12 protein-coding genes are annotated in these 12,807 nt (G+C 56.1%); 2 read left to right on the top strand and 10 right to left on the bottom strand.

Features of this window, described 5'->3' with window-relative positions; translation table 11 throughout:
- The first annotated feature begins 124 nt into the window (after positions 1-124).
- Both FHI25_RS06280 and eutC read left to right on the top strand, forming a co-directional pair.
- Positions 125-1,516, top strand: coding sequence for an ethanolamine ammonia-lyase subunit EutB (locus tag FHI25_RS06280; protein ID WP_210516057.1), 1,392 nt, complete (start codon positions 125-127; stop codon positions 1,514-1,516).
- On the top strand, positions 1,517-2,290 hold the full coding sequence (eutC, locus tag FHI25_RS06275; protein ID WP_210516055.1) for an ethanolamine ammonia-lyase subunit EutC: 774 nt from the start codon (positions 1,517-1,519) through the stop codon (positions 2,288-2,290).
- A 36-nt stretch (positions 2,291-2,326) separates the two neighbouring features.
- On the opposite strand, the gene FHI25_RS06270 is transcribed toward eutC, so the two are convergent.
- From FHI25_RS06270 to FHI25_RS06225, 10 genes are all read right to left on the bottom strand, one after another.
- Positions 2,327-2,611, bottom strand: coding sequence for a YciI family protein (locus FHI25_RS06270; RefSeq protein ID WP_008888880.1), 285 nt, complete (start codon positions 2,609-2,611; stop codon positions 2,327-2,329).
- A gap of 95 nt (positions 2,612-2,706) precedes the next feature.
- On the bottom strand, positions 2,707-3,141 hold the full coding sequence (locus FHI25_RS06265) for a rubrerythrin family protein (protein ID WP_210516053.1): 435 nt from the start codon (positions 3,139-3,141) through the stop codon (positions 2,707-2,709).
- A gap of 218 nt (positions 3,142-3,359) precedes the next feature.
- Positions 3,360-3,800 carry an iron response transcriptional regulator IrrA gene (irrA, locus tag FHI25_RS06260; RefSeq protein WP_063086087.1) on the bottom strand — a complete coding sequence of 147 codons (441 nt, stop codon included), beginning with the start codon at positions 3,798-3,800 and terminating at the stop codon, positions 3,360-3,362.
- A 189-nt stretch (positions 3,801-3,989) separates the two neighbouring features.
- Complete coding sequence (locus FHI25_RS06255) at positions 3,990-5,384, bottom strand: 2-nitropropane dioxygenase (RefSeq protein WP_008888877.1); 1,395 nt, start codon at positions 5,382-5,384, stop codon at positions 3,990-3,992.
- 99 nt (positions 5,385-5,483) lie between these two features.
- Positions 5,484-7,607: a polyribonucleotide nucleotidyltransferase gene (gene pnp / locus FHI25_RS06250; RefSeq protein ID WP_210516051.1), complete on the bottom strand. Its 2,124-nt coding sequence runs from the start codon at positions 7,605-7,607 to the stop codon at positions 5,484-5,486.
- Positions 7,608-7,818: 211 nt separating this feature from the next.
- A complete protein-coding gene (rpsO, locus tag FHI25_RS06245) occupies positions 7,819-8,088 on the bottom strand; it encodes a 30S ribosomal protein S15 (protein WP_008888875.1) in 270 nt (89 codons plus the stop codon).
- 17 nt (positions 8,089-8,105) lie between these two features.
- Positions 8,106-9,032: a tRNA pseudouridine(55) synthase TruB gene (truB, locus tag FHI25_RS06240; protein WP_064780279.1), complete on the bottom strand. Its 927-nt coding sequence runs from the start codon at positions 9,030-9,032 to the stop codon at positions 8,106-8,108.
- A complete protein-coding gene (gene rbfA, locus FHI25_RS06235; protein WP_008888873.1) occupies positions 9,032-9,451 on the bottom strand; it encodes a 30S ribosome-binding factor RbfA in 420 nt (139 codons plus the stop codon). Before rbfA ends, truB begins: the two co-directional genes overlap by 1 nt.
- Before the next feature lie 17 nt (positions 9,452-9,468).
- Entirely contained in the window at positions 9,469-12,135 is a 2,667-nt protein-coding gene (infB, locus tag FHI25_RS06230; RefSeq protein WP_210516049.1) for a translation initiation factor IF-2, read from the bottom strand.
- A gap of 80 nt (positions 12,136-12,215) precedes the next feature.
- Positions 12,216-12,806 carry an RNA-binding protein gene (locus FHI25_RS06225; protein WP_008888871.1) on the bottom strand — a complete coding sequence of 197 codons (591 nt, stop codon included), beginning with the start codon at positions 12,804-12,806 and terminating at the stop codon, positions 12,216-12,218.
- Between the last annotated feature and the right edge of the window lies 1 nt (position 12,807).

Genomic DNA, 12,807 nt, shown 5'->3' with positions numbered 1-12,807 from the left:
ATTTTCTGGTTCCATGGACAAATGATGATCATGCATCGCAACAGCGTCATGTTTGGCGCTGTTTTCCTTTGCGGACAGGGGCAAAAATTCCTGGCGATGTCTTTCATGCTTCAGGAGGCAGAACTTGCAGACCGGCGCGCCATTCAGTTTTGAACGCTTTACCTTTCCCGACCTGAAAACCCTGCTGGCAAAGGCAAGCCCGCTTCGGTCCGGCGATTTGCTGGCAGGGCTGGCGGCAAGCTCGGATGAAGAACGGGTCGCGGCGCGCTTTGCGCTGGCCGATGTGCCACTCAAACAGTTTCTGAGCGAGGCACTGGTCCCTTACGAGGATGACGACGTCACGCGCATGATCATTGATGATCATGATGCAGATGCTTTTGCACCGGTATCCTCGATGACCGTCGGTGATTTTCGTAACTGGCTTCTGACCGACGATGCGACCCCCGAAGCACTTAAACATCTGGCCCCCGGCCTGACACCGGAAATGGTCGCGGCGGTGTCAAAACTGATGCGCAATCAAGACCTGATCACGGTTGCCAAGAAATGCCATGTCGTCACCGCCTTTCGCAATACGATCGGCCTGCCCGGCCATCTTTCGGTGCGCCTGCAACCCAATCATCCGACTGATGATCCTGCGGGTGTTGCGGCCTCGATCCTTGACGGTCTGATGCATGGTAGCGGCGATGCGGTGATTGGCATCAACCCGGCCACTGACAGCCCGGAAGCCATGATTGAGCTTCTCAAGCTAATCGACGAAGTCCGCGAACGGATCGATATCCCGACCCAGTCGTGCGTTTTGGCCCATGTCACGACGGCGATTGATGTTATGGCGCGCAATGCCCCGGTTGATCTGGTGTTCCAGTCGATTGCCGGCACGCAAAAGGCCAATGAAAGCTTTGGCATCACCCAGGCCATGCTGGCCGAGGCCGAAGACGCCGCCAAGGGGCTTAAGCGCGGCACGGTCGGCAACAATGTCATGTATTTTGAAACCGGGCAGGGTGCTGCGCTTTCGGCCGATGCCCACGAAGGCATTGATCAGCAAACTGTCGAGGCCCGCGCCTATGCGGTCGCGCGCAAATATTCACCGCTTCTGGTCAATACGGTGGTCGGCTTCATCGGTCCGGAATATCTGTTTGATGGCAAGCAAATCACCCGCGCCGGGCTTGAGGACCATTTTTGTGGCAAGTTGCTTGGCGTGCCGATGGGCTGTGATGTTTGCTATACCAACCATGCCGAGGCCGATCAGGATGACATGGACAACCTGCTGACCCTGCTCGGCGTTGCTGGGTGTAACTTCGTCATCGGGGTGCCCGGTGCGGATGACATTATGCTCAATTACCAAAGCACAAGCTTCCATGATGCGATGTATCTCCGCTCTGTACTGGGTCTGCAACCGGCCCCGGAATTTGCCGCCTGGCTGCGCAAGATGGAAATCCTTGATCAGCATGGCCGAACCCGTCCGCAACTTGACGGGCAGGCAGCGCAAAACCTTCTGGCATGGTCGGGGGCCGCTTAAATGAGCAACCTGACCAACAAGAAAATACCGAGCGGCCTTGATCCCTGGAACACACTTCGTGCCCATACCGATGCCCGTATCGGGCTTGGACGGGTGGGCGACGGGTTACCAACCGAAAGGTTGCTTGAATTCCAGATGGCGCATGCCCGCGCCCGGGATTCGGTGCATATGGCCTTTGAACCCGGCGGCGTGCGCGATCAGCTTGATGGACTTGATCACACGATCCTTGATGTCCATTCGGCCGCACCGGATCGCCCGACCTATCTGCAACGACCCGATCTTGGCCGATTGCTGGACGAAGACTCTGTTGCTGCGCTCGGCAAGTATGCCGGGGACTATGACGTTGCGTTCATTCTGGCGGATGGTCTTTCAGCCCGCGCCACCCATGACCATGCGGCCAATACCTTAAAGCTGATCCTTGATCACTTGGGGGAAAGCTGGTCAGTCGCGCCGATCACACTGGCCACCCAGTCACGTGTCGGACTGGGCGATGAAATTGGTGCTGCATTGGGCGCCAAGCTGACCGTGATGCTGATCGGTGAACGCCCGGGGCTTTCGAGTGCGGATTCACTTGGCTGCTATCTGACCTGGGGGCCACGGCGCGGGCGGTCGAACGCCGATCGCAACTGTGTTTCCAACATCCGTCCGGCTGGCCTGACCCCGGAAAAGGCCGCGAAAAAGATCGCTTATCTGATGGTCGAATCGCGCAAGATGGGACTGTCAGGTGTGGCGCTCAAGGACAACTCATCCAACCCGGAACTGATTGAAGGCTAGGCACGCGGGGCGCGAAGGCAGGCCCTTTGTTTGCCATCAGCCCTTAAGCGCCTCTAGACCGTCTGCCACCATCACCGGATCAAATTCGGTGATGTGGTAATCGGCCAGATCATGCTGATGAAACGGATCGCGGGTCAGTTCATCTTCCAGTGCGGCCCGATCCCCCTTGGCAAGGATAACCCCGCCATCACGCGGGATCTTGCGCCCAGATGCCAGAAACATGCCCTTTGCATAGGCCTGCTTTAGCCACGCGATATGGTCTTCGATATGCGCATCGACCTGTTCAAGCGGAACCTTGTAGTTCAGCGAGACAACAAACATTGCTGATTTTCCCTGTTAGATTCGAAGGGGTGGGGTTGCGCACAATCCGGCGTTTCGACGCTGATCACAAATCACATTTTGGCGATCAAACAGCTTTATGCACCGTCCATTTTGCTCCCCATTCGGGTAAGAAGACGTTCGATGCGATCTGCGTGAGCAGCCTCGACCCGGGCCAGGCTTTCAAACCATGCAGCGATATCTTCCAAGCCCTCTTCACGGGCAATACGGGCCATTTCCGGATAAGCCGTTTCGGCCTCGTCCTTTTCCTGCGCGATGGCCGCTTCAAGGTTCAGGCGGGTGGTGCCCAATTCTTTGCCAGTCAGAGGGTCACCTGCGGTTTCAAGAAATTCCAGATGGCCGAACGCATGGCCGGTTTCGGCCTCGGCTGCGGTGCGAAACAGCTCGGCTGCCTCGGTATAGCCTTCGATGTCGGCCTGCTGGGCAAAGTAAAGATAACGACGATTGGTTTGTGCCTCGGCGGCAAAGGCCGCGCGCAGGTTTGCCTCGGTACGTGTTCCCTTAAGCGCCATGTGCGCTGTTCCTTGTTATTGTTCGCCCAATACAACGTTGTTGTATGAGCCAAAGTCGCAAAAAATAAGGCGGCAAAACCAAGTGGTCTTGCCGCCCTTTATGTGTCGTGAAATCCGCCACCGTCAAGCAGAGCAGGGGCAATTGCACTGATCAGGTGTCAGATTTCATCTGCCTGTCACCTGCGCAAGGCTTGCGCAAATAACGGCTGCGCGATGTCTTAGGCTGCGTCCTTCGCCGCCTGGTTGCGACGCAGTCGGAATACCAGATCAACCGATGCCAGTTCCGTGCCGTTGGGCATGTTCGGAATGTTTGCGATCTTGACATCACCTGCCGGAATGTCAGACAGCATGCCGTCTTCTTCACAATAGAAATGGTAATGCGGTTCGGTGTTGGTATCGAAATAGGACCGACCCGAATCAATCACGATTTCATTGAGAAGGCGCGCATCGGTGAACTGGTGCAGGGTGTTGTAAACCGTTGCCAGCGATACCTTGATATTGTTGCTCATGGCTTCGGAATGCAGCTGTTCTGCTGTGACATGACGATGGCCGTCATCAAACAGCAAACGTGCCAGTGCCAGACGCTGACGCGTCGGACGCAGATTGGCATCCTTGAGCCGGTTAAGCGCGTTGGTATATGGACGCGATGTATGTCCCATAGCTTTGCCCCTTTGTCGTGGTCGGGCCAAAATCATAATGGCCCTAATGAATGCTGGGGACAGACTAAAGAACCCGGACGCGTTGTTCTTTGATTTTGATCAACTATAATCGCGTGATGAAATACTGCGAAATACAAACAAAAAGGGCCGGTAAAAACCGGCCCTTTTTTATTTGGTCTGATGTCAGGATCAGTCGCCCGTCATGATGCGGTCGACCAGTTCCTTCACAGTCGGAATATTGCCGTTGGCGTAGAACGGGTCTTCACCAAACTTGTAGGCATTGTGACCGGCAAACATCAGTTCATTTTCAACTTTTGCGCCATGGGCAATGCTCTGGAGCGTCTTCTGGATACAGAAGGACCGCGGGTCAGCGCGCTTGCCAGTGGTGCCTTCATGCTGTTCCCAGTTGGAGAACTGGCACTGTGACAGGCAACCCATGCAGTCGATCTGGTCTTTCTTGATCGTCAGTGCGCTTTCCGGGGTGACAAACACCATGGTGTCATCCGGGGTCGGCATGCCTTCGGTATAGCCAGCTTCAAGCCAAGCCTTGACCTTGTCGGCATCGTCTTCACGCACATAGATCGGACGGCCGCGACGGCCCAGCGGAATACCGACATGCAGATCCGCCTCGGCGGTACGCGAATAGCGTACCTGACGGTCAGAACGCTGATGCAGATCTTCGAGGAACGCATTGCGCACAGCCGAACTATAGAAGCCAGTCGGGCTGAATTTATGCAGCGATACGTCACCATTCTTAAGACTGGTCAGGCGCTGTTTCCATTCGTCGGAAATCTCGCTTTCCTGTGTCAGAAGCGGACGAGTCCCGAACTGGAAGGCCACCGGGGCCACTTCGGGGTTGTCGATCCAGTCTTCGAAATCACGCAGGAACCACACACCACCAGCCATGATGATCGGAACATCATTCAGACCAACGGAGTTCATGAATTCACGAAGGGCCGCAACACGCGGGAACGGATCCTCGGGCACCAGCGGATCTTCGGAATTCGACAGACCATTATGGCCACCAGCGCGCCACGGATCTTCGTAAACCACGCCACCCAGCCATTCCGGGGTCTTTTTATAGGCCCGCAGCCACAATGCGCGGAAAGCACGGGCTGACGAGACAATCGGATAATAGTGAACGCCGTATTGCGCAGAAATCTGAGCAATCTTGTAGGGCATACCGGCACCACAGGTTACCCCGTGGATCAGGCCTTTGGCACCTTCAAGAACGCCGTGAAGGATCGGTTCGGCACCGCCCATTTCCCACAATACGTTCATGTGCAGACGGCCTTCACCGTTCCGCATTTCATGTGCGATCTGTGCTTGTGCAATACCACCACGAATGCCGTAGGCAATCAGTTCCTGATGGCGGTCACTGCGGGTTTTTCCTGCATATTCGATCGGGACCAGATTGCCGTTCTCATCATAAGAATCGGCATTCACAGCGGAAAAAGTCCCGATACCACCGGCAGCAGCCCATGCGCCGGAACTTTTACCCGTCGATACAGCAACGCCTTTGCCACCTTCGATAACTGGCAAGACTTCTTTACCCGACATGACGAGCGGTTTAAGGGCTTTCAAATTCGTCTCTCCCATTCGGCCTTTGCCCGCGATGCTATGGCATCGCGCAGAGTGCCGGACGACGTCGCGTTTTTATCGTCGTCCGGCATCCCGTTTGCTTTATTCGGCGTCGCCTGCGTCGAGGTCGGCACCGGTTTCCTGGTCAACACGTTTCATCGACAGTTTGATTTTGCCGCGATCATCGAAACCGATGACTTTGACCTTAACCTGGTCGCCTTCTTTCACGATGTCCGAAACCTGTTTGACACGCTCAGGTGCCAGTTCGGAAATGTGAACCAGACCGTCACGCGCACCAAAGAAGTTCACGAATGCGCCGAAATCGACAGCCTTAACGACCTTACCATCATAGATATGATTCAATTCAGGTTCCGCAACGATGGATTTGATCCAATCCACGGCCTGCTTGCCTTTTGCACCGTCGGTATGTGCGACAGTGATCGAACCATCATCTTCAATATCAACCTTTGCACCGGTCTCTTCGCAGATTTCGCGAATGACCTTACCGCCCGAACCGATGACATCACGAATTTTGTCTTTCGGGATCGAGAACTGGGTGATGGTCGGGGCGTTACCCGAAACTTCACCGCGTGCTTCCGGAAGGGCTTTGGCCATTTCACCAAGAATGTGCAGACGACCATCGCGGGCCTGCTTCAGGGCGATCTGCATGATGTCCGGGGTTACCGAAGTGATCTTGATGTCCATCTGCAGCGAGGTAATGCCGTTTTCGGTACCAGCAACCTTGAAGTCCATGTCACCAAGGTGATCTTCGTCACCCATGATGTCGGACAGAACTGCGAAATCGTCGGCTTCCTTGATCAGGCCCATGGCGATACCCGCAACCGGGCGTGCCAACGGAACACCGGCATCCATCATCGCAAGCGAGCTTGCGCAAACGGTTGCCATCGAGGAAGAACCGTTTGATTCGGTGACTTCGGAAACGATACGGGTGGTGTACGGGAAGGCATCCTTGCCCGGCATCAGCGGGTGCAGGGCACGCCATGCCAGTTTACCGTGACCAATCTCACGACGGCCCGGCGAGCCCATACGGCCAGCTTCGCCAACCGAATAGGGCGGGAAGTTGTAATGCAGCATGAAGCTTTCACGGTATTCACCGTCCAGCGCGTCAACGATCTGCTCGTCCTGACCGGTACCAAGGGTAACAACAGCCAGTGCCTGAGTTTCACCACGGGTGAAGATCGAAGAGCCATGCGAACGCGGCAGGACCGAAACTTCGCCCATGATCGGACGAACGTCGGCACCGGTACGACCATCGATACGCTTGCCGGTTTTCAGGATCGCACCGCGAACGATGTCTTTTTCCAGATCCTTGATGATCGAGGAAACTTTGCCTTTAAGCGCATCGGGAACTTCATCGCCAAGTTTCTCGACGATGTCTGCCTTGGCAGCAGAAACAGCGGCCGAACGCTCCTGTTTGACAACATGTGCATAAGCAGCGGTCAGGCTTTCGGTGCCCAGAGCAGCGATTTTTTCGACCAGTGCGTCGTAGCCTTCCGGAAGTTCTGCAACTTCACGCGGCTCTTTGGCTGCTTCTTCGGCCAGATCAATGATCAGATCAAGAACGCCCTGGAACTGTTCGTGACCGAACTTCACGGCGCCAAGCATGATTTCTTCGGACAGCTCGGATGCTTCGGATTCAACCATCATCACGCCATCACGGGTACCGGCAACAACCAGATCCAGATCGCTTTCCTTGACCGCTTCGGTCGACGGGTTGAGCAGGTATTCACCATCCTTGTAACCAACGCGGGCAGCACCAATCGGGCCAAGGAACGGCAGACCGGAAATGGTCAGGGCCGCCGAGGTACCGATCATGGCAACCACATCCGGATCGTTTTCCATGTCGTGCGACAGAACGGTACAAACGATCTGGGTGTCGTTACGGTACTGCGGGTGGAACAACGGACGGATCGGACGGTCGATCAGACGTGAAACAAGGGTTTCTTTTTCAGACGGACGGCCTTCACGTTTGAAGAAACCACCCGGGATTTTGCCAGCGGCAAAGGCTTTTTCCTGGTAGTTAACCGTCAGCGGGAAAAAGTCGACATCCGGGCGCGGCTGTTTGGCGCCAACAGCAGTACACAGGACAACGGTTTCACCGTAGGTAACCTTTACGGCACCATCTGCCTGACGGGCGATTTTACCGGTTTCGAGAACCAGTTTGGCATTGCCCCACTGCATTTCCTTACGGACGACATTAAACATTATTTTCTCTTCCTCTTACAAACCTCTGGCGGACCCGAAAGTGTACACGAGTTCCGAACACATTACTCATGAGGCTTACATGACAGCGCCATGAGTAATGGGTCCGGCGTAAGCATCGGGTCGGCCCATCCGACCCTGCTTCTCGTGTTCCGATCCGCCGGAACAATAAAAAAAAACGACGGCGGAGGTCACCCTCCGCCGCAGTTCGATATCAGCGGCGAATACCGAGGCGTTCAATGACGCTCTCGTAACGCGACTGGTCTTTGCGCTGCAGGTACTTCAGCAGACGACGACGCTGACCAACCATCATGAGAAGACCACGACGGCTGTGGAAGTCGTGGTTATGTTCTTTCATGTGCTCGGTGAGGTTCTTGATCCGTTCAGTCAGGATAGCAACCTGGACTTCGGGGGAACCGGTGTCACCGTCTTTCTGACCGTATTCCTTGATCAGCTCAGCTTTGCGTTCAGCAGTAATCGACATCAGGCATCCTTTCGCCTTTAGAGATTAAAAACACGCACAGGTCGAATTTCGCCACCAGTGATCTCAGCCAACGCAACAGCGCGGTCATGGAGCATGGCACAGACGATTTCGTCCTGCACGACGGGGTTTTCAAGGGCATTGCGCTTTGCCACCGGCAACAGCCCGACGGGCTGGCCAGAGGAAAGGCGTTGCGCCTCGACTTCGGTCAGGGCCAGCGCCGGGATGTCGTCCAGCGCGGTCTCAACCGGAAGCAGTTTCTTCATCACCTCGTCCGGGTCCATATCCAGCAGTTCCTGCAGGGGAATGGCGTTCCCTTCCGAAAACGGCCCCGCCGAAGTCCGGCGAAGCGCGGCGATATAGCCGACGGTGCCTAGGCGCAGCGCGATATCGCGCGCCAAAGATCGCATATACGCGCCCTTGCCTGACACAACGTCAAACACGGCGTGATCGCGATCTGGCATGTCGACCAGTCGAAGATCCTTGATCAGAATCGGACGTGGCTGCAACACCACATCTTCATCGCGACGCGCAAGGTCATAGGCACGCTTGCCATTGACCTTGATCGCCGAAAACTTTGGCGGCACCTGCTGGATTTCACCGATGAATTCACCCAGCACAGCCTTGATTTCGTCTTCCGTCGGACGATGGTCGGAGGTTTCAATAACCTCGCCTTCGGCATCGTCTGTACTGCGCGCTTCGCCGAATTTCAACGTCACGCGATAACTTTTGCTGCCATCCATGACATAGGCAACCGTTTTGGTTGCTTCGCCAAAGGCAATTGGCAGAACGCCAGACGCCAGCGGGTCAAGTGTCCCGCCATGTCCGGCCTTGTTGGCATCAAGCAGACGGCGCACCTGATTGACCACGGTTGATGACGTGATCTCCAGGGGCTTGTCCACCGCCAGCCAGCCATTAATGCTTTTACCGCGACGGCGACGCGCCATCAGTCGTCCTCATCTTCCGGGTCGCCCGACCGGTCATCCACAAGATCCTGCGCAACATGCGGGTCGCGCAGCAGGGCACCAATATGGTCAGCGACATCAAAACTCTTGTCTTCGACAAATCGCAATGCGGGCACATATTTCATGTGAACCGTGTGGGCCACATGATTGCGCAGGTGACCTTTCTGACGCATCAACGCCTTCATCGACGTTTCTGCCTCTCCACCGCCAAGCGGGGTGAAAGATACCATGGCATTGCGCATATCCGGTGAAAGATTGACACCCGTAATGGTTACCGGGCGCCGTGTCAGATCCGGATCGTAAATGTCTCCACGCTCCAATGCCTGCGACAGCGCCTGACGGATTTCTTCCGCCACGCGGAGCTGTCGCTGACTTGGTGCTTTGGCTGGTTGCTTCGCCATTTCAGTTCCTCACCGTCTTACAGTTCGACGGCAATTTCCTCGTTCTCGAAGCACTCGATCACATCGCCCGACTGGATATCGTTATATTTGGCGAACGACATACCGCATTCATAGCCCTCGCGGACTTCCTTGACTTCGTCCTTGAAGCGACGGAGCGTCGAAAGTTCGCCAGAGTGAATGACAACGTTGTCGCGCAGCAGGCGGACGCCTGCGCCACGTTTGACGATACCCTCGGTGACCATGCAACCGGCGATCTTGTTGCCGGAAATCGTAAAGACGTCGCGGATTTCCGCATAACCCAGGAACTTCTCGCGAACTTCCGGAGACAGCATGCCCGACAGCATCTTTTTGATGTCATCTGCAACATCGTAAATGATCGAATAGTAACGAATATCAACGTTGTCACGGCGCGACTGTTCACGGGCCTGCTGGTTTGCACGCACGTTAAAGCCGATGATCAGTGCATTGGATGCACGCGCCAGTGTGACGTCGGATTCGTTGATGCCACCAACACCGCTATGCAGAACGCGGACCGAGACTTCCTCGTTACCAAGTTTCTGCAAGGTGCCGATGAGTGCTTCGACAGAACCCTGCACGTCACCCTTGATGACGATCGGCAGTTCTTTGAGGTCACCGCTCTGCGAGAACATGTTCTCGAGTGCTGATTTCTTCATTGCAGCGGCCTGGGTTTCACGAATACGACGCTGGCGGAAGTCAGAAACTTCACGTGCCTTGGCTTCGTTTTCAACAACCACAAAGTCGTCACCGGCAGACGGTACACCGTTCAGACCGTTCACCTCGACCGGCATACCCGGAATGGCTTCTGCGACACGGTTGCCGTGATCATCGATCAGGGCACGGACACGACCCCATTCCGGACCCGTGACAAAGATGTCACCGGTACGCAGGGTGCCGCGCTGGACCAGAACGGTCGCAACCGGACCGCGGCCTTTTTCCATACGGGCTTCAACAACAACACCATCTGCAACGCGTTCCGGGTTGGCTTTAAGGTCAAGGACCTCGGACTGCAGCAGAATGGCTTCTTCAAGTTCGGTCAGGCCGGTGCGCTGTTTGGCCGATACTTCGACGGCCTGGACGTCACCACCCATTTCCTCGACCACAACTTCGTGCTGAAGAAGTTCGGTTTTCACCTTGCTCGGATTTGCACCCGGCTTGTCGATTTTGTTGATGGCAACAATCATCGGAACGCCAGCCGCTTTCGCGTGGCTGATTGCCTCGATGGTCTGCGGCATGACCGAGTCATCGGCTGCAACAACCAGAACCACGATATCGGTAACTTTCGCACCGCGCGAACGCATTTCGGTAAATGCGGCGTGGCCCGGAGTATCGATGAAGGTGATCTTCGCACCCGTTGCCATGGTGACCTGATATGCACCGATATGCTGGGTAATACCGCCAGCCTCGCCACCGGCTACATCGGTGGAGCGCAGCGCATCAAGCAACGAGGTTTTACCGTGGTCAACGTGGCCCATCACGGTCACGACCGGCGGACGACCAACGAGCTTCGCGTCATTGTCATCTACACTGACCAGCGACTCTTCAACGTCGGCATCAGATACACGTTTGACGTTGTGACCGAATTCTTCGACCACGAGCTGTGCGGTATCCGGATCAAGCGACTGGTTAATCGTTGCCATGACGCCAAGACTCATCAGGGTCTTGATCACGTCTGCAGCACGTTCAGCCATACGGTTGGCCAGTTCCTGGACAGTAATAACGTCCGGGATTACCACATCACGCACGACTTTTTCCTTCGGTTTTTGCGGGCCCTGGGCACGCGCTTTGGCTTTGGCCTGCTGGCGTTTGATCGATGCCATGGAACGACGGCGACCACCTTCGTCACCGCTCATTGCATTATTGATCGAAAGTTTGCCACGACGACGGCCTTCGTCACCCTTGGTGCGCGCCGCACGGCCGGCTTCTTCTTCGGCACGTTTGCGGGCTGCCACACGGGCATTTTCCTCGTCAATTTCCTTGCGGCTTTTGGATTTGCCATCTGCCGGGGCGGAACGACGACGCTCTTCGGGGACCAGCGGCTCTGCCGGTTCGCCCTGAATAACGGTTTCCTCGGCCTTCGGCTTGGCAGCCGGTTTCGGCTTGGAGGTCTTGCCTTTTGCCGTCGAAGCGGCAAGGCGCTGTTCGACTTCTTCCACTGACGGAGAGTCGTTTTCAGACGCAGTAGGCGCTTCTTCCTGTTTGGCTTCGGCAGCAGCCTTGGCTTCTTCTGCCTTGCGTGCTTCTTCCTCGGCCTTGCGCGCAGCTTCTTCGCGGGCGCGAATTTCCGCATCCGCCTCGTCCTGCTTGCGGCGCTCTTCAGCAGCCTTCAAAGCAGCCATACGGGCAGCGCGTTCGCTGTCGGTCAGATTGCCATGATCATCAACCGCCGGACGCGGTTTCGGCTCTTCAACCGGCTCTTTTTTTGCTTCCGGTGCCGGCTTTTCTGCTGCCGGGGACTGTTCTTCAACGAGATCCTTCTTCACCTCACGGAAGCGACCGGATTCGTTCTTTTCGAATGTACGCTTCTTGCGCACTTCGACGGTCACAGATTTTGACCGTCCATGCGAGAAGTTTTGACGAACCTGCCCTGCCTCGACCGTCTTGCTCAATTCAAGCTTCGATCTGTTGAGGCTCAGCGGTTTCTTCTCCTGATCGCGATCACTCATAATCCGTTCAACTTCCTCATTTCCTGCGGGATCGGGCACATACGCCGATCCTGTCCTGTCCGTCTGGCGCTCGTCTGATCTCAGACAGCGCGAAATCCTTCAAGCCGTTTGCACGAACGCCCCAACCGGTTGGCAAGGCCTCCTGGCGCAACGGCCACATGTACTGCTTTTTCGCGACCAAAGGCCGCGCCGATTTCAGCAGCATCCAGAACGGAATAAATCGGCAGATCCCGGGCCTTGGCCTCGATCTTTGATTTTCCGTCTGCGGCACCATCGCGTGCCGCCAATACTAAGGCTGCGCCCTCGGCAATCTGGGCACGGGCCTTTTCAAATCCTGCAACAGCCTGTCCTGCACGCCGCGCCAGCGACAACAGATCGATGCATTTGCGCGTCAGCAGCTCTTCGATCCGGTCTGCAAGTGCGGTGTCGACCACGACTTTTTGTCGGGCCGCCCGGGCAAAGGCGTTCTTTGCACAGGCGGTATTTACCACATCCCGCGACGGGCACAACCATAATCCCCGTCCCGGCAGCCGTTCCTCAAGGTCGGGAACAACCGAACCATCCGGCCCGATCACAACCCTGAGAAGATCTTCCTTGTGCCGGACTTCGCCGGTGACAATGCACCGGCGTTCCGGAACCTCGGCTACCTTGCCGCCTTTACGATGCGACATG

Origin of the sequence: Thalassospira sp. ER-Se-21-Dark, assembly GCF_017922435.1 — a bacterium.
GTDB lineage: Bacteria > Pseudomonadota > Alphaproteobacteria > Rhodospirillales > Thalassospiraceae > Thalassospira.
This window is presented reverse-complemented; position numbering and strand designations above follow the sequence as displayed.